We start from the raw sequence: 15,906 nt of genomic DNA, 5'->3' as shown, positions 1-15,906 counted from the left end.
CGCGGGCCCCTTCTAGGCGTCGCTGACCAGCCCCTCGCGCACCGCCCACAACGCCGCCTGCGTCCGCGACTCCAGGCCCAGCTTGCCGAGCACGGCCGACACGTGCGTGCGCGCCGTCCGTTCCGAGATCATCAGCTCCGAAGCGATGTCCCGGTTCGACCTGCCCTGCGCCACGTGCACGAGGATCTCCCGTTCCCGCGGCGTGAGCGCGGCGGACGTGCGGGCCGGTCCCGCCAGGGAACGGGTGAGCGTCCTCGCCACGGCCGGGTCGAGGTGCACCTGCCCGCGCGTCGCCGCCCGCACCGCCGCGCCCACCTGGTCCGCCTCGGCGTCCTTCAGCAGGTAGCCGGCCGCACCCGCCTCCAGCGCCACGTGCACGCGTTCGGCCTCGGAGAACGACGTCAGCGCGACCACCTGCACCCGCGGGTAGAGCTGTTTGATGGCACGAGTGGCGCCGATGCCGTCCAGGCGGGGCATCAGGAGGTCCATCAGCACCACGTCGGGAAGCTCGTCCAGGCCGGCGAGCACGGCCAGTGCCGCTTCGCCGTCGCCCGCCTCGCCGACGACCTCGATGTCGTCCACCATCTCGAAGAACGCCCGCATGCCGCTGCGCACCACCGCGTGGTCGTCGACGAGGAACACCCTGATGGGGACCGACGAGTCCACCGGGGCCAAGGGGGCAAAGGGGATCAACGCCGCACTCCTGCCGTCGCCGGGGGCAGCACCGCGCGGACCGTCGATCCGGCAGGGCCGCTGTTGATGACGAGGCCGCCACCGATCCGCTTCATCCGTTCCCGCATGCTGACGAGACCCATGCCGTCCGCGGCGGCCGGGTCGAAACCGGCACCGTCGTCGGCCACCTCGACGACCACGCCGCCACCCTCGTCCAGCAGCGTGATCGAGATGCGGCGCGGGCCGGCGTGCTTCACGGCGTTGTGCACGGCCTCCTGCACGACGCGGAACAGCTCCGCCTCCGCGCGGTCGTCCAGACCCAGCCGGTAGCCGGGTGCCTCGACGGCGATGACGACGCCCTCACGCGAGGCGATCGCGGCGGACTGCTTGCGGATCGCCTCGGCCAGGCCGTCCTCGCGCAGGCCGTCGGGGCGGAGCTGGAAGAGGGACGCGCGCATCTCGGCCAGCGCGTCCCGGGTGAGGCCGCGCAACGACGTGATGCCGCGTGCGACCGGGCCGTCGGGGTCGCCGCCCTGCTTCTGCAACGCCAGTTCGACGGCTCGGGTGTGCAGGGTCATCGAGAACAGCGCCTGCGACACCGAGTCGTGCAGCTCGCGCGCCAGGCGGTGGCGTTCCTCCAGGGCCGCGACCTGCGAGGCCTCGTCGAGCATCTCCATCACCTCCTCCACGCCGAGCTGCTCCTCGCCGGCGACCGAGGTGAGCATGATCCGCGCGGACGCCGCACCGACGGCGCCGGTCAGCACGGTCTCCACGTGGTGCACCAGCTCGGGGTCCGCGTCCTCGCCGGACGAGAAGTCGTTGGCGCCCAACGCCTTCAGTGCGGCACGGCGTCCGAGCGACCGCGCCAGCACGTCGTACAACGCGCGCACCGGCACGCGGCTGCGCCACAACCGGGGACGCGAGGGGTCGTCCAGAGCGTCGACGAACAGCACGGCCTGCGCCTGCTCGCGCGCCTGCGGACGGCCGAGCAACGACACCACCACGTAGCAGCCCGCGTTCACGAGCATGCTCCAGAACATGCCGTGGCTGATGTTGTCCATGCCGGCCACGCCGAGCAGGTGTTCCGGGCGCAGCGCCGAGATCCCGAACGGCCCGTGCTCGAGGAACGCCGTCGGCACCCACCCGGTGGCCGCGAAGTTGGGCAGCAGCAACGTGTACGTCCACACGCCGAACCCGGCGACCAGCCCGGCCACAACGCCGTCGCGCGTACCGCCCTTCCAGTACAGGCCGCCGAGGATCGCGGGTGCGAACTGGGCGACGGCCGCGAACGACACGAGTCCCATCGACACCAGCGCCGCGCTCTCGCCCGCCAGCCGGAAGTACGCGTAGCCGAGCAGCATCACGGCGACGATCGACAGCCGCCGCGTCACCAGGATCAGTCGCGCCAGCCTGCCGGAGTAGCCGCGGCGCAGCAGCACCGGCACGACGATCGAGTTCGACACCATCGTCGACAGCGCCACGGTCTCCACGATGATCATGCCGGTCGCCGCGCTCAGCCCGCCCACGAACACCAGCAGCGCCAACGCGTCCATGCCCGCGGCCATCGGGACGGTGAGCACGAACGTGTCCGCCTCCGCGCCGTCCCCGAAGCGCAGCAGGCCCGCCGCCGCGATCGGCAGCACGAACACGCTGATCAGCAGCATGTACAGCGGCGTCATCCACATCGCCTGCTTGACGTGCCGCTCGTCGACGTTCTCCACGACGCCGACCTGCCACTGCCGCGGCAGCAGCACGATCGCGAAGAGCGACAACACGTTCAGCCACACCCATGTGCCGGTCGAGTCGCCGAGCGTGAACAGCTCCGTGTGACCCGCCCGCGAAGCCTGCTCGAACAGGTCGCCGAACCCGTCGTACAGCCCCCACGTCACGGCGATGCCCGCCGCGACGAACGCCACCAGCTTCACCACGGACTCGAACGCGATCGCCGTGACCATGCCCTCGTGCCGTTCGGTGGCGTCGAGATGCCTGGTGCCGAACAGGATCGTGAAGCCCGCCAGCAGCAACGCCACGTACAGCGCCGTGTCCTCCAGCACCGGCACCTGGCCGAGCGAGGACGACGGCGTGATGGCGGGCGCACGGCGGATGATCTCGAACGTCGTGGAGACCGCCTTGAGCTGCAAGGCGATGTACGGCACGACACCCACCACGGCGATGGCCGCGACCAGCGCACCGAGGCGCGCGCTCTTGCCGTAGCGCGCGGACACGAAGTCGGCGAGGCTCGTGATGCGGTGCCGGTGGCTGATGTGGATGATCCGGCGCAGCACCAGCCAGCCGAGGGCGAGCATGATCGTCGGCCCGAGGTAGATCGACAGGTAGCTCACGCCCGTGGACGCCGCCCGCCCGACGCTGCCGTAGTAGGTCCACGACGTCGCGTACACGGCCAGGGAGAGCGCGTAGATCGTGCCGCGGCCGACGATGCTGCGTCCCGCGTCGGCCCTGCGGTCGCCGTAGAACGCGATCGCGAACAGCACGGCCAGGTACGCGACGGAGACCGTGACGAGGAACCAGGTCTGCAGCACGTCAGCCCAGCCACCGGACGAGCACCGCGACGAGCGCGATCACCACGAGCCACGCGCCGAACAGGTACGCGGCGACCAGCGGCACGCCCGCGATGGTGCCCCCGCCGTTCGCGGAGGTCAGCAGAGGCGGTAGAAACAGGACGAGTCCGGTCGTGGCCGCGAGGATCGTGAGCCCGGTGAACCGTTGATCGTTCCTGGCGCCCCGTCGCACCGCCACCACCTTCGACTCTTCGGCGAACTCGGCGAGACTAGTACGAACGGAGCAATCCACGTTCAGGTCCTCCGAGATCACCGGACGGCGTTCGGAACGACTGTTCGGGGGACCGTTTCATGAAGACGATCGAGCTACCCGACGGCGCGGTGATCACGGGGCGTGGCCTGCGCGACGGCAGGATCGTGGAGCCGCATCCCCAGTACGGGGTGTACCTCCAGCCGAAGCCGGTCGACGTGCCGTGGCCGCACGACTGGATCGACTGGCCGGACTTCCGCCTTCCGCGCGACCACCAGGCCGCGATCACGCTGATCCGCGCGCTGCACGCCCGCGCGTTGTCGGGCGAACGGGTCGAGGTGGCGTGCAGTGGCGGAATCGGCAGGACCGGCACGGTGATCTCGTGCCTGGCCGTGCTGGCGGGCGTGCCGGCGGCCGACGCGGTGGCGTGGACGCGCGCGAACTACCACCGGCGCGCGGTGGAGACGCCGTGGCAGAAGAGGTGGGTGCGGAACTTCCCGCTCGTTTAGAGGGAGTCGAGCTCGACCACGGAACGCTTGTGCACCAGGTCGACGACCTCCGGCGGCACCGAGTCGCCGGCGTCGAGCAGCCGGGGCAGCAGCGCGGCCTCCGTGGTCACGGCGCGGAAGAACAGCGCGACCGTCACGTCGTGGTCGGGCCGGTGCACGACGGTGATCTCGTCGCCCGGCCCGATCAGGCCTTCCTCCAGAACGCGGAAGTACGCGCCGGGCCGCACCTGCTGGGTGAACCGCTTCACCCAGCCGCGCTGGTGGAGGAACTCGGCGAACGTCCGGCACGGGATGCGCGGCCCGGTGACCTCCAGCAACGCCGTGCCGATCCGCCACCGCTCGCCGACCAGCGCGTTCGTCTGGTCGATGCCCTGCGTGGTGAGGTTCTCGCCGAACTGCCCGGCCTCGAAGCCCGTGCCGAGCTCGGCCTGCCACCAGTCGAGGTCCTCGCGCGCGTAGCCGTAGACCGCCTGGTACTCGCCGCCGTGCACGGTCCAGTCGCCGATCGCGTCGCCCGCGACCCCGCTGCCCGCTCCGCCCTTGGGCCCGACGGGGCTGACCAGCAGCGGACCGGCGACGGGACGTTTGTCGATGCCGGTGACCCCCGCGCGGGCGTAGTCGACCGGGACCACCTTCGGGGCGACGTTCAGCGAGAGCACGACGGGCATGGCCCCGAGATTATTGGCCGACGGCCCTGGTGGCGATCGAATTGACGTAGTCCTCGTACTTGCCGACCTTGTAGGTGATGAGGTCGAGGCACTCCTGCAGCTGCACCATCTGCTGCTGGACGCGCTCCTGGTGCTCCTTCAGGATGTCGAGGCGCTGCAGCTCGTTGCCGTCGCCCTGGCGCACCAGCTCGGTGTAGCGGCGGATCTCCGGCACGGGCATGCCGGACATCCGCAGCATGATGCACATGCGCAGCCACTCGACGTCCTGCTGCGTGTAGACGCGGCGGCCGCCCGGTCCTCTGTGGACCTGGTGCGCGAGGATGCCTTCCTTCTCGTAGAAGCGCAGCGCGTGCACGCTCAGTCCGGTGCGTTCGGCCACCTGTCCGATGCTCAGCCCCATGAGTCCGAGCATAGGTCCAGCCCGGCCAGGCACGCCTGGCGCAGCCGCAGGTCCCGCATCGCCGCCTCGGCGAACTCCCCGTCGTGGGCGAGGAGCCACTGTCACGCGAACTGGGTCCGGTTGCCGCCTGCGCTTGACCTAGAGTCCGCTCTACTTCATAGGTTCGCCGCATGAACATGCGCTATCGCGTTCTCGGGGGAACCGGCATCGAGGTCAGCCACCACTGCCTCGGCGCCATGATGTTCGGCTCTGTCGCCAACAACGACCACGACGAGGGCGTGCGGATCATCCACCGCGCCCTCGACGCGGGCATCAACTTCGTCGACACCGCCGACATGTACTCGGCGGGCGACTCAGAGGTGATCGTCGGCAAGGCCCTGAAGGACCGGCGCGACGACGTCGTGCTGGCCACCAAGTTCCACTTCCCGCTGGGGGAGGGCCGCAACCGCAGCGGCAACTCGCGTCGTTACATCGTCAGCGCGGTCGAGGCCAGCCTGAAGCGGCTCGGCACCGACTGGATCGACGTCTACCAGGTGCACCGGCCGGACTACACGACCGACGTCGAGGAGACGTTGTCGGCGCTCACGGATCTGGTGCGGGAGGGCAAGATCCGGGCGTTCGGCTGCTCCACGTTCGGTGCCGACGAGCTCGTCGAGGCGCACCACGTGGCGCTGAACCGCGGGCTCATGCGGTTCCGCACCGAGCAGCCGCCGTACTCGTTGCTGGCGCGGGGGATCGAACGTGCCGTGCTGCCGATGGCGCAACGGCTCGGCATGGGGGTGCTGGTGTGGAGCCCGCTCGGTGGTGGGTTCCTGACGGGCAAGCACCGCAAGGGGGCGTCGCCGGAGGCGTTCCGGGCGTCGCTGAACCCCGAGCGGTTCGACGAGTCGATGCAGCGCAACGCGGCCAAGTTCGAGGCGGTGGAGCAGTTCGCGAAGCTCGCCGACGAGATGGGCGTGTCGTTGCCCGCGCTCGCGATCGCGTTCGCGACGACGCACCCCGGGGTGACGTCGGCGATCACCGGGCCGCGCACGATGGAGCAGCTGGAGTCGTTGCTGGAGGGCGCGGGGCTGGTGCTGACCGACGACGTGCTGGACCGGATCGACGAGATCGTGCCGCCGGGCGTGGACACCTACGACCCCAACGGGTTCTGGAAGCCCGCGCCGCTGACGGATGTCCACCAGCGGCGCAGGCCGCTCGATCAGCGCTGAGTCACCACTGCTGGGTGCTCAGGCCGGTGCCCAGGTAGATCTGGTCGAACCCGTTGCCGTCGTTGTCGTCGGTGTAGACGACGGTGACACGGCCCCACGGGTCGACGCCCACGGCCGGTTCGTCCTGCCTGCCGGTCGCGGTCGAGACCGTGAGCTGCCGTGCGGGACGGCCGGTCGTCGAGCCGTCGGGGTTGTAGACGCTGGTGTGGACGTCCGACGCCTCGGCCGTGGTCACCGCGACGCCGAGCTGGTCGTCGATGCCGACCTGGGGGTCCGCGCCGGTCGTGGCGGCCACGGCACCGCGCGAGGTGCCTGAGGCCGTGAACGACTGGACGCGGACGCCCGACTGCTCCCAGGCGACGGCGAAGTCGCCGTTGAAGTTGGCCGCCACGGCGGGGCGTTTTCCTTGCCCCGTCGTGGTTTGCGCCTGCTTCACGGTGCCGGCCGGGGTGACGGTCTTGCGGGCGACGTTCGCGTCCGCCTCCCACACGATCACCGCGTTGCCGGCCGCGCCCATCGCCACCTGCGGCTTGGCGTGCGTGCCGCCGGCGTTGTTGACCAGCGCCTCGTAGGACTTCGAGCTGATCGACGCGAACATGCTCACCCGCACGGTGGGCGCGGCGGTGCCCTGCTTGTCCTCCCACGCGACGGCGAAGCCGGGACCGTCCGGATCCGCTGCCACGCTGGGGAAGTACTGCTGGCCGTCCGCGTTGGCGTTGGCCGTGCCGGAACCCGACACGGTCCCGGTCGCGCTGACGGAACGCACGGCGATGTTGTAGTAGCCGTTGCCGTCCGGGTCCTCCGACCACACGACGACGGCGCTGCCGTCCTCGCGCACCGACACGTCCGGCTGCCAGTGCCGCCACGTGCCGGTGCCGCCGGTGGAGAGCTTCTTCTCGTAGACCGGCGCGCCCTCCTTGTAGAGGCGGATCCAGACGTCGGAGTGGACCGGGTCCTCGGGGGCGGTGGTGTCGCGGTCGTCCTCCCACACGACGGCGGTGTAGCCGTTGCGGGACGTGGAAACGGACGCGTTGTCCTGGTCGCCGGTCGAGTCGCTGTTGACCGTGGACCACGTCATGGGGGCGGGTGCCAGCAGGAGGCTCGCGATCAGGAGTGTCTTCACGGCGCCTGCAATCCGGGGTTGGCGGCCTCGACGACGTAGCTGCCGACGGTCTTGACCGGGTAGTCGCGCACGGTGACCTTGTCGACGGCGCGGAAGTCGACGTTCATCTGCGCCGACGTGGTGCGGGTCTTCACGTAGCCGCGCAGGTTCTTGAAGTACTTGACGTGCGGGTTCAGCGTCGGGTTGAGGCCGGTGTCGGCGGCGTTGCCGTCACCGCCGGAGGTGATCGACGTCGTGACGAGCTCGGTGCCGATGATCCGGTTCTGGGTGCCGTAGTTCTGCATGAGGTTGGCGGCCCAGCTGCGGTGCACGTCGCCGGTGAGCACGACCGTGCCCTTGTTCCCGTTGGTGTCCCACGCGTTCTGGATGCGCGCGCGGTTGGCGGTGTAGCCGTCCCACGCGTCCATGCTCTTGGACCCGTCGGCGGCGGCGAGGCGTTGCGCGAAGAACACCTGCTGGCCCAGGAAGTCCCAGGTGCCGAGCTTCTGGCGCAGGCCGTCGGTCAGCCAGGTCTCCTGCGCGTTGCCGGTGAGCGTGCGGGCCGCCGCGTCGGCCTCCGGGCAGACCTTGGTGCCGTCGCCGCAGGCCTGGTCGTCGCGGTACTGGCGGGTGTCGAGCATGTGGAACGTGGCGAGGCTGCCCCAGCGGACCCTGCGGTGCAGCAGCATGTTCTCGTTGGTCGGTGCCTGGGCGCTTCTGAGCGGCATGTGCTCGTAGTAGGCCTTGTAGGCGGCGGCGCGGCGGGCCTTGAAGTCACCCGCGGGCGTGCTGTCGTTGCGCACGAGGTTGGCGTAGTTGTTCTCCACCTCGTGGTCGTCCCAGACGACCAGCCACGGCGCGGTGGCGTGCGCGGCCTGCAGGTCCGGGTCGGTCTTGTACTGGGCGTGCCGGACGCGGTAGTTCGCGAGCGTGCTGATCTCGGTGGCGGGCACGAACCTGCGGACCCTCGTGGTGCTGGCGGCGCCCTCGTAGATGTAGTCGCCGAGGTGCAGGATCAGGTCGGGTTGTTCCTCGGCCATCCGGCGGTAGGCCGTGAAGTAGCCCTCCTCGTAGTGCGAGCACGAGGCGAAGAGCATGGTCAGGTCGGGCTGGGTGCCGACGGCGGGTGCGGTGAGGGCGCGGCCGGCGGGGGAGATGTGGCCGCCGGTGCGGAACCGGTACCAGTACTCACGTCCCGGTTCGAGGCCGGTGAGGGTGACGTGCACGGAGTGGGCGCTCGCCTGGGCGGTGGTGAACGTGCCGGAGCGGGCGATCGCGGTGAAGCGCTCGTCGGTGGCGACCTGCCACTCGACGGCCGTGCCGGTGTTCGGCATGCCGCCGAGGCCGTCGGCGTTGAGGGGGTTGGGGGCGAGGCGGGTCCAGATCACGAACCCGTCCGCGGCCGGTTCGCCGGACGCGACACCCAGGGTGAACGGGTAGCCGATCGCGTTGGCGAGACTGGGAACGAGGACACCGGCGCCCGCTCCCGCGAGGCCGCCCACGATGAACGTGCGTCTCCGTAACGTGGTCATGACAAGCAGGCTTACCGGGCGTGGGTAAAGGCCCGCCTAATCGCGTGTGGCTTCAGAGTGGTTTCCCACCAAGCAAAAGCCGTGCGGTCGTCGGTGTGGATGTCGAACGCGTCGGCGAGCAGTTCGGCGGCGCTGAGCGGCAGGCCGGTGTCGCGGACGGCGCGGTAGAGCAGGGCGACGTGGTCGCGGGACCAGGATTCCAGGCAGAGGCCGGGTAATCGTTCCGCCTCGCAGCAGGGGTGGGCGCACACGACGACGTCGAACCACTCGTCCTCGTGGTCGTGGAAGGTGACCGTGACGCCGAACCGGTCCGGGTGCAGGCCGGTGACCCTGCTGGTGCGGGTCTCGTAGCGCAGGCCGTGGGGGAGCGCGGCGAGCCGGCGCGCGGCGTGCCGGTCGGGGCCGGTGAGCGGGACCGGCTGGTGGGTGCCGTGGTCGAGCACGGTGACGTCCCACTTGCTGCGCGCGAACCTGAGCGCGGTGGCGAGGCCGGCGATCCCGGCTCCGACGACGAGTGCGCTGCCGCTGAGTCCTGTGGCCATGACCAGCCCCTTCCCCTAGGATCGAGGCTAGCGAACGTTCAGAAATTTCTGAAGACAGGGTGGCTGTGACGGGCGAGACAGAGCGCAGGGAGGCCGCCGAGCGCCTGGCGCTCACGCTGGTCGGCGTCGGGATGCAGCGGATGGGGGCGCGCGCGTTGGCGGCGTTCCTGTTCTCCGAGCAGGAGACGCTGACGGCGGCCGATCTCGCCGCCGAGCTCGGGGTGAGCGCGGGGTCGGTGTCCGGCGCGGTGCGGATGGTCGCGCAGATGGGGCTGATCGAGCGGGTGCACGTCGCGGGGAGCAGGCGGGAGCACTTCCGCATGCGCGACAACGCCTGGACGACGTTGTACACGCGTCAGCACTCGGTGGTGGACGAGGTGCTCCGGGCCGTGGACGAGGGGGTCGACGCGGTGGGGGCCGGTCGCGCGCGCGACCGGCTCGCGTACATGCGGGACTTCTACGAGTTCCTGCTCAACGAGGCGCCGGTGCTGGTGGAGCGCTTCGAAGCTCAGCGGGCCGAGTCTCAGCGCCGTGGAGTATCCCGGCCATGATCAGGTCGAGGAGCCTGCCGGCCTGATCCTCGTCGTCGTTCTGGGAGACGGCGACCACCAGCGTCATCACGTCGAGCGGGGCCGCGGTGGCGCGCAGCGGCGTCAGCAGCAGGGTGATGGCCTCGATCAGCTTGGCGCGGCTGTGCTCGAACGGGTTGACGCCCAGTGCGAACACCGCCTGCAGCGCGTCCTTCAGGTCGTGCTTCGCGTTGATGTAGCCGATGAAGTGGTTCATCCACTCCCGCAGGGCGACCTCGGGGGCGTGGGCCTCCAGGAGCTCGGGCGCGGCGTCGCAGAGCTTCTCCAGCTCGGCGCGGTAGACGGCCTCGATCAGCGCTTCGCGGGTGGGGAAGTGCCGGTAGAGCGTGCCGATCCCGACACCCGCCTGCTTGGCGATGGCGCCGAGCGTCGCGTCTTTCTGATGGGTGAACGCGTCGCGCGCCACCTCGATCAGCAGTCCCCGGTTCCGGACCGCGTCGGCACGCACGTTCATCACTCCTATGGGGTACGTCACTTGCGAAACGGAGGTTCCTCCGTTTACGGTGGAACTCGAACCGGAGGAACCTCCGTTTCAGTGTACGACACAGGTTGGGGAAATCAGATGAGTGAGCGCATCACCACCCCGTTCGGGTTCGGGAGCACGGCTCTCGAGGTCGTCGAGGGCGTCGACCTGTCCGGCCGTCGCGCCGTGGTCACCGGTGGGGCGTCGGGCATCGGCGTGGAGACCGTGCGGGCCCTCGCCGCCGCCGGGGCCGAGGTCACCATCGCGGCCCGTGACGTCGAGGCCGGTCAGCGCGTCGCCGCGGCCGTCTCGGCGTCCACGGGCAACAAAGCCGTTCTCGTCGCTCCGCTGGAGCTGACGTCGCAGGAGTCGGTGAAGGCCTTCGCGTCCGCGTGGGACGGCCCGCTGCACCTGCTGATCAACAACGCGGGCGTCATGGCCACCCCGCTGACCCACACGCCGGAGGGCTGGGAGCTCCAGTTCGCGACGAACCACTTCGGCCACTTCACGCTGACGCTGGGCCTCTTCGAGGCCTTGCGCGCGGAGGGGGCACGCGTGGTGAACGTGAGCTCGTCGGGCCACCTCTCGAGCCCGGTCGTCTTCGACGACGTCCACTACGCGCACCGCGAGTACGACCGCTGGCAGGCGTACGGCCAGTCGAAGACCGCGAACATCCTCTTCGGCGTCGAGGCCGGCAGGCGCTGGTCGTCCGACGGCATCACGATGAACGCCCTGATGCCCGGCGGCATCCTCACCGCCCTGCAGCGCCACATCTCGCAGGAGGAGCTGCAGGCGCGCATCCGCCTGCGCGGCGGTGACAACCCGCTGCAGCTCAAGACCCCGGAGCAGGGCGCCGCGACCACCCTGGTCCTGGCCGTCTCGCCGCTGGTCGAGGGCCGTTCCGGCCTCTACTTCGAGGACTGCAACGAGGCCGTTCCGAACGAGCCCGGCATGACCAACGGCCTCGCCGCCTACGCCACCGACCCGGAGTCCGCCTCCCACCTGTGGAAGCTCTCCGAGGAGACCCTGAAGGTGCAAGCATGATCACCACCGAGTACGGCTTCGACACCACCGCGTTGGAAGTGGTGGCCGACGTAGACCTGACAGGCCGCCGAGCCGTAGTCACCGGCGGCGCCTCCGGCATCGGCGTGGAGACCGTCCGCGCCCTGGCCACCGCAGGCGCCGAGGTCACGATCGCCGCGCGAGACCAGGACGCGGCCCAGCGCGTGGCCACCGCCCTGACCAGGGCCACCGGCAACAAGGCCATCTCCACGGCCCACCTGGACCTGGCCTCACCAGCCTCGGTCAAGGCCTTCGCCCGCAACTGGGACGGCCCGCTGCACCTGCTCGTCAACAACGCGGGCGTCATGGCCACCCCGCTGACCAGAACCCCGGAGGGCTGGGAACTCCAGTTCGCCACCAACCACTACGGCCACTTCGCCCTCACCACAGGCCTCTTCAACTCCCTGCGAGCCGAAGGCGCCCGAGTGGTCAACGTCAGCTCCTCGGCCCATCTGATGAGCGACATCGACTTCGAGGACACCCACTACACCCGCCGCGAGTACGACCGCTGGCAGGCGTACGGCCAAAGCAAAACGGCGAACATCCTCTTCGGCGTAGAAGCAGCCACCCGCTGGCTCCCAGAAGGCATCACCATGAACGCCCTGATGCCGGGCAGCATCGCCACCAACCTCCAACGCCACCTGACGGCAGAACAACTCCAAGCCAAGATCCGCGAAACGGGCGCAGCCACCACCCGCCGCACCAAAACGCCAGAACAGGGCGCAGCCACCACCCTGGTAGTGGCCACCACCCCACACCTCGCGAACGTCTCCGGCAAGTACTTCGAAGACTGCAACGAGGCCCTCCCCACCACCCCGGACAACCAAACCCGAGGCCAGGCCCCGTACACCCAGGACCAGGAGTCAGCGGCCCGCCTCTGGAAACAAACAGAAGAAACCCTCTGGACCCCGCTCCACCCCTAACCACAAGCCCCGCGACGCGCCAGCCGCACACCCCAAGCGCCGAAGCCACCGGCACGCCTCTGGCCACAGCGCCAACCCAAGCGCGAAGCAGCCATCGCGGATCCGGCCATGGTGCCAACCCAAGCGCGAAGCCACCGCCGAACACTCGGCCACAGCGCTAAACCAGGCGCGGAGTTGTTGCCCAGGCAACGCCTCCGCGCCTGCGCGCACCCGGCCCATGCCTTCTCGCCGCACGAAGCCGCCCGTCTCCCTTCCTGTCCTCCGCTCCCGCCCAGATGGGGCCTCCGCCGAGGTCGCTGCCAACTCGCGCCCGCCCGCCTCGGCACCCACCCACCCCGCGTTCGCCCCTCCCGCAGGGTGCGCGCTCTGCCCGGCCCGCACGCCCGCAGACCTGCCGACCCGCCCGTCCTGCCAGCAGCTCGCTCGACCTCGCCCTGATCTCGACCCCCGCCCGCCGCTCGACCTCGCCCCAATCCCCGCTTCATCCCGCCTGCCCGCCGTTCCACCCCGCCTGACCCAGCCCCATCCCTTCCAGTCCCGGCAGCCTTCCCCGCACCCGCTAGAGGTCTGGACCATTTCGTGCTTCAATGACAGCGGGTCGCCGCCTGTAAGCGAAAGGTGAGCGAATGTCTGCCCGCATGTTGCTGAGGGCAATGACCGCCCTGCTTCTGCTCATGAGCACCCTGCTCGTCCCGGCCACCGCCCAGGCGGCCGACACCTGCGCCCTCAAGCCCCGCCCGGCCGGCAAGGTCCTGCACGGCTACTGGGAGAACTGGGACGGCGCGTCCAACGGCGTGCACCCGCCGTTCGGCTGGACGCCTATCACGGACAGTCGTATCAAGCAGCACGGCTACAACGTCATCAACGCGGCGTTCCCGGTGATCCGGTCCGACGGCACCGTGCTGTGGGAGGACGGCATGGACGCGGGCGTGAAGGTGGCGACGCCTGCCGAGATGTGTGCGGCCAAGGCGAACGGTGCCACCATCCTGCTGTCGATCGGGGGTGCGGCGGCGGGGATCGACCTGAGCTCCACCGCCGTCGCGAACCGGTTCGTCGCCACGGTGGTGCCGATCCTCAAGAAGTACAACTTCGACGGCATCGACATCGACATCGAGACCGGGCTGGTGGGCAGCGGCAACATCAGCCAGTTGTCGGCGTCGCAGGCCAACCTGATTCGCATCATCGACGGCGTGCTGGCGGCCATGCCGGCGGGGTTCGGGCTCACCATGGCGCCCGAGACCGCGTACGTGACGGGTGGCAGCGTTGTGTACGGGTCGATCTGGGGTGCGTACCTGCCGATCATCAAGAAGTACGCGGACAACGGCCGGCTGTGGTGGCTGAACATGCAGTACTACAACGGGTCGATGTACGGGTGCAGTGGTGACAGCTACTCGGCCGGCACCGTGCAGGGGTTCGTGGCGCAGACCCAGTGCCTGAACAAGGGGCTGGTCGTGCAGGGGACCACGATCAAGGTGCCGTACGACAAGCAGGTTCCCGGGTTGCCTGCGCAACCCGGGGCCGGCGGCGGGTACATGAACCCGACGCTCGTCGGGCAGGCCTGGAACAGCTTCGGCGGTCAGCTCAAGGGACTCATGACCTGGTCGATCAACTGGGACGGCTCCAAGAACTGGACCTTCGGCGACAAGGTGAAGTCGTTGCAGGGACGCTAGAGGACGATGGTGTTCTGGCCGGCGGCGATGCGCCAGGCACCGTCCTCTTTGGACAGGACGTAGAGCGGTGAGCCCTCGTTCTGGTCGGTGATCACCGTGCCGTCGGGGCGGACCGGGCGCTGGCGGATCTTGACGGCCGCCACGTCGGGCCGGATGAACAGGACGTGGGCCACCTCGTAGGTGGCGGTCGCCTCCTTCGTCGCGCCGGGCAGGACCTGGCGGGTGAAGGAGGCGATCTCGTCCTTGCCGGTGAGGCGCTTGCCGTGGGCGGTCGTCCAGATGGCGTCGGAGCGGAAGAGGTCGATGAACTCCTCCGCGAGCTCGTTCTGCTGCGAGTGCTGGACGGTGGCGACGAGGTTCTCGATGTCGGAAAGATCGCTCATGGCGAAGAGCGTTGTACCTCCAGCTTGGTGGAGGTCAAGGCCCGGCTCGCGCACCGCCAGGAGGAGGCGGTGCGCGAGCCGGTCTCAGGAAGGGTCACTTGCGGGGTGCGACCCTGGACTCGTAGGACGCGGGCTTGTACCAGGGGTTGTAGAAGCAGCCGGTGCCGTACTTGCGGTCGTGGCTGGGGCAGGCCGCCGAGATCAGGAACGGGTTGGAGCGCAGGCCGAACTTCTCCCAGGCCGCCAGTGACTGCATCGCCGCGGCGTACTCGGAGTCGCTGAACGCGCTGTGCGTGGCCTCGGTCGTGAAGGTCTGCACCAGGTTGTACCAGCGGCCCGCCTTCAAAACGGTGTCGCGGTAGGCCGACTCGTGCTCGACGAACGCCGTCGGGTCGCCGATCGCGTGCACCGAGAGCACGGGAATGTCGATCTTGCCGGTCAGGTCGCTGTCGTACGCGAGTTCGGCGCGCGCGGCGGGGTCGGCGGCGAAGCGTTCGACGCCCTTGTTCAAAGCGGCATCGTCGTGCGAACCCTTGTAGACGACACCCGCGTTGCTCCACGGGTTCCGGTCGCCCAGTCGGTTGTGGACGATGTCGCGGAACGTGAACGTCGCGAAGTTCAGGTGCGAGTTCAGGGTCTCCTCGGGGATCTTGGTGACCGCGAGGATGTCGTTCAGCTTCTGCTGCTGCTCGGCCGTGCGACTTCCCGCCACGCCAAGGCATTCCTCGATGCGGCTGCGCAGGCCGGCCGTCGTCATCGTGGAACCGGGACGCAGGCCCTGCCACAGCGGGTACTGCGCCTCGGACGGCCGCGGGTGGTTGCCGCAGTAGTACTGGTAGACCACGCGCAGGTCGACGCGGTAGTCGTAGCCGCGCGAACCGCCCGCCATCACACCGCTCGTCAGCAGAGCCGCGTCATAGCCCTTGTACAGCTCGATGGTCTTGGCCGCGACGTTGCCGCCCCACGACTGGCCGTGGAGGTAGACCTTCGAGGGCTTGAGCATGCCGACGACCATCTTGCGCAGGTTGTCGGTGTCCTCGGCCGCCATCCGCGTGCCGTAGCCGCCACGCCGGTACGAGGTGCCCGCCCACGCGTAGCCCTCCTTCACCATGACGGCCCAGCGGTTCAGGTCGTCACGCGTGCGCTCGGGCGTGGGGTCGCCGAGGTCGGGGCCGCCGTGCGAGTGCACGACGAGCGTCTTGTTCCACTTCTTCGGCACGGCGATCGTGTAGTACGCGCCGTTGGGGTCCCGGCCCTCGTAGCAGGTGGTGCCGGCGGGGACGTTCTCCGGGCACGGTGCGGTCGGGGGGAGCGGCACCGGCGACGAGAGACTCGCGGTGAGTGCGAATGCCAGCAGGACGTTCATGGGTGGGAATAGTCATTCCGCCCGGATAAGTGGTCCAGTTCACT

17 protein-coding genes are annotated in these 15,906 nt (G+C 69.6%); 6 read left to right on the top strand and 11 right to left on the bottom strand.

Features of this window, described 5'->3' with window-relative positions; genetic code table 11:
• Window positions 1-12: 12 nt before the first annotated feature.
• From ACQEU1_RS10525 to ACQEU1_RS10515, 3 genes are read right to left on the bottom strand one after another with little or no spacing between them, the layout of a single operon-like run.
• On the bottom strand, window positions 13-666 hold the full coding sequence (locus tag ACQEU1_RS10525) for a response regulator (protein ID WP_433198807.1): 654 nt from the start codon (window positions 664-666) through the stop codon (window positions 13-15).
• Window positions 667-689: 23 nt separating this feature from the next.
• Window positions 690-3,212, bottom strand: a complete 2,523-nt coding sequence (locus tag ACQEU1_RS10520; protein ID WP_433198805.1) for a histidine kinase — start codon at window positions 3,210-3,212, stop codon at window positions 690-692.
• A gap of 1 nt (window position 3,213) precedes the next feature.
• Window positions 3,214-3,423 (bottom strand): hypothetical protein, encoded by a 210-nt coding sequence (locus ACQEU1_RS10515; RefSeq protein ID WP_433198803.1) that lies wholly within the window; start codon window positions 3,421-3,423, stop codon window positions 3,214-3,216.
• A 119-nt stretch (window positions 3,424-3,542) separates the two neighbouring features.
• Here ACQEU1_RS10515 and ACQEU1_RS10510 point away from each other — a divergent pair, with 119 nt between their 5' ends.
• On the top strand, window positions 3,543-3,950 hold the full coding sequence (locus ACQEU1_RS10510; protein WP_433198801.1) for a protein-tyrosine phosphatase family protein: 408 nt from the start codon (window positions 3,543-3,545) through the stop codon (window positions 3,948-3,950).
• On the opposite strand, the gene ACQEU1_RS10505 is transcribed toward ACQEU1_RS10510, so the two are convergent.
• Both ACQEU1_RS10505 and ACQEU1_RS10500 read right to left on the bottom strand, forming a co-directional pair.
• Window positions 3,947-4,618, bottom strand: a complete 672-nt coding sequence (locus ACQEU1_RS10505) for an MOSC domain-containing protein (RefSeq protein WP_433198799.1) — start codon at window positions 4,616-4,618, stop codon at window positions 3,947-3,949. The genes ACQEU1_RS10510 and ACQEU1_RS10505 overlap by 4 nt on opposite strands.
• 10 nt (window positions 4,619-4,628) lie before the next feature.
• The gene (locus ACQEU1_RS10500) at window positions 4,629-5,018 is read right to left on the bottom strand and encodes a MerR family transcriptional regulator (protein WP_433198797.1); all 390 of its coding nucleotides are present in this window, start codon (window positions 5,016-5,018) and stop codon (window positions 4,629-4,631) included.
• Between the two features lie 176 nt (window positions 5,019-5,194).
• On the opposite strand from ACQEU1_RS10500, the gene ACQEU1_RS10495 reads away from it, so the two are divergent.
• Entirely contained in the window at window positions 5,195-6,229 is a 1,035-nt protein-coding gene (locus ACQEU1_RS10495) for an aldo/keto reductase (RefSeq protein WP_433211422.1), read from the top strand.
• Between the two features lies 1 nt (window position 6,230).
• Here ACQEU1_RS10495 and ACQEU1_RS10490 read toward each other — a convergent pair whose 3' ends face one another.
• Genes ACQEU1_RS10490 through ACQEU1_RS10480 form a run of 3 tightly spaced genes read right to left on the bottom strand, consistent with a single transcriptional unit; the run spans window position 6,231 to window position 9,405 of the window.
• Window positions 6,231-7,352 (bottom strand): hypothetical protein, encoded by a 1,122-nt coding sequence (locus ACQEU1_RS10490; RefSeq protein ID WP_433198795.1) that lies wholly within the window; start codon window positions 7,350-7,352, stop codon window positions 6,231-6,233.
• The gene (locus ACQEU1_RS10485; protein ID WP_433198793.1) at window positions 7,349-8,863 is read right to left on the bottom strand and encodes an alkaline phosphatase D family protein; all 1,515 of its coding nucleotides are present in this window, start codon (window positions 8,861-8,863) and stop codon (window positions 7,349-7,351) included. The genes ACQEU1_RS10490 and ACQEU1_RS10485 overlap by 4 nt, the downstream gene beginning before the upstream one ends.
• Window positions 8,864-8,874: 11 nt before the next feature.
• Entirely contained in the window at window positions 8,875-9,405 is a 531-nt protein-coding gene (locus ACQEU1_RS10480; protein WP_433198791.1) for an FAD-dependent oxidoreductase, read from the bottom strand.
• Between the two features lie 65 nt (window positions 9,406-9,470).
• Here ACQEU1_RS10480 and ACQEU1_RS10475 point away from each other — a divergent pair, with 65 nt between their 5' ends.
• Window positions 9,471-9,956 (top strand): GbsR/MarR family transcriptional regulator, encoded by a 486-nt coding sequence (locus tag ACQEU1_RS10475; RefSeq protein ID WP_433198789.1) that lies wholly within the window; start codon window positions 9,471-9,473, stop codon window positions 9,954-9,956.
• Here ACQEU1_RS10475 and ACQEU1_RS10470 read toward each other — a convergent pair.
• Entirely contained in the window at window positions 9,877-10,449 is a 573-nt protein-coding gene (locus ACQEU1_RS10470; protein ID WP_433198787.1) for a TetR/AcrR family transcriptional regulator, read from the bottom strand. The genes ACQEU1_RS10475 and ACQEU1_RS10470 overlap by 80 nt on opposite strands.
• Window positions 10,450-10,557: 108 nt before the next feature.
• Here ACQEU1_RS10470 and ACQEU1_RS10465 point away from each other — a divergent pair, with 108 nt between their 5' ends.
• The 3 genes from ACQEU1_RS10465 (at window position 10,558) to ACQEU1_RS10455 (ending at window position 14,113) form a co-directional block, all read left to right on the top strand.
• Entirely contained in the window at window positions 10,558-11,502 is a 945-nt protein-coding gene (locus tag ACQEU1_RS10465) for an SDR family NAD(P)-dependent oxidoreductase (protein ID WP_433198785.1), read from the top strand.
• Complete coding sequence (locus ACQEU1_RS10460) at window positions 11,499-12,443, top strand: SDR family NAD(P)-dependent oxidoreductase (protein WP_433198783.1); 945 nt, start codon at window positions 11,499-11,501, stop codon at window positions 12,441-12,443. Before ACQEU1_RS10465 ends, ACQEU1_RS10460 begins: the two co-directional genes overlap by 4 nt.
• Window positions 12,444-13,096: 653 nt before the next feature.
• Complete coding sequence (locus tag ACQEU1_RS10455) at window positions 13,097-14,113, top strand: chitinase (RefSeq protein WP_433198781.1); 1,017 nt, start codon at window positions 13,097-13,099, stop codon at window positions 14,111-14,113.
• Here the strand turns inward: ACQEU1_RS10455 and ACQEU1_RS10450 are convergent.
• Window positions 14,110-14,496, bottom strand: a complete 387-nt coding sequence (locus ACQEU1_RS10450) for an SgcJ/EcaC family oxidoreductase (RefSeq protein WP_433198779.1) — start codon at window positions 14,494-14,496, stop codon at window positions 14,110-14,112. The two genes, ACQEU1_RS10455 and ACQEU1_RS10450, sit on opposite strands and share 4 nt — an antisense overlap.
• A gap of 94 nt (window positions 14,497-14,590) precedes the next feature.
• On the bottom strand, window positions 14,591-15,862 hold the full coding sequence (locus tag ACQEU1_RS10445) for a hypothetical protein (RefSeq protein ID WP_433198777.1): 1,272 nt from the start codon (window positions 15,860-15,862) through the stop codon (window positions 14,591-14,593).
• Window positions 15,863-15,906 lie beyond the last annotated feature (44 nt).

Origin of the sequence: Lentzea sp. CA-135723, from assembly GCF_050936595.1 — a bacterium.
In the GTDB taxonomy this organism is placed as follows: Bacteria; Actinomycetota; Actinomycetes; order Mycobacteriales; family Pseudonocardiaceae; genus Lentzea.
The sequence above is the reverse complement of the archived record's forward strand: the minus strand, read 5'-3'. Positions and strand labels throughout refer to the sequence as shown.

What these genes read in the sequence shown, in the direction of transcription:
- ACQEU1_RS10510 (WP_433198801.1), top strand. Translation starts at nt 3,543, where the DNA reads ATGAAGACGATCGAGCTACCCGACGGCGCGGTGATCACGGGGCGTGGC.
- ACQEU1_RS10505 (WP_433198799.1), bottom strand. Translation starts at nt 4,618, where the DNA reads ATGCCCGTCGTGCTCTCGCTGAACGTCGCCCCGAAGGTGGTCCCGGTC.
- ACQEU1_RS10500 (WP_433198797.1), bottom strand. Translation starts at nt 5,018, where the DNA reads ATGGGGCTGAGCATCGGACAGGTGGCCGAACGCACCGGACTGAGCGTG.
- ACQEU1_RS10495 (WP_433211422.1), top strand. Translation starts at nt 5,195, where the DNA reads ATGCGCTATCGCGTTCTCGGGGGAACCGGCATCGAGGTCAGCCACCAC.
- ACQEU1_RS10485 (WP_433198793.1), bottom strand. Translation starts at nt 8,863, where the DNA reads ATGACCACGTTACGGAGACGCACGTTCATCGTGGGCGGCCTCGCGGGA.
- ACQEU1_RS10480 (WP_433198791.1), bottom strand. Translation starts at nt 9,405, where the DNA reads ATGGCCACAGGACTCAGCGGCAGCGCACTCGTCGTCGGAGCCGGGATC.
- ACQEU1_RS10470 (WP_433198787.1), bottom strand. Translation starts at nt 10,449, where the DNA reads ATGAACGTGCGTGCCGACGCGGTCCGGAACCGGGGACTGCTGATCGAG.
- ACQEU1_RS10465 (WP_433198785.1), top strand. Translation starts at nt 10,558, where the DNA reads ATGAGTGAGCGCATCACCACCCCGTTCGGGTTCGGGAGCACGGCTCTC.
- ACQEU1_RS10460 (WP_433198783.1), top strand. Translation starts at nt 11,499, where the DNA reads ATGATCACCACCGAGTACGGCTTCGACACCACCGCGTTGGAAGTGGTG.
- ACQEU1_RS10455 (WP_433198781.1), top strand. Translation starts at nt 13,097, where the DNA reads ATGACCGCCCTGCTTCTGCTCATGAGCACCCTGCTCGTCCCGGCCACC.
- ACQEU1_RS10450 (WP_433198779.1), bottom strand. Translation starts at nt 14,496, where the DNA reads ATGAGCGATCTTTCCGACATCGAGAACCTCGTCGCCACCGTCCAGCAC.
- ACQEU1_RS10445 (WP_433198777.1), bottom strand. Translation starts at nt 15,862, where the DNA reads ATGAACGTCCTGCTGGCATTCGCACTCACCGCGAGTCTCTCGTCGCCG.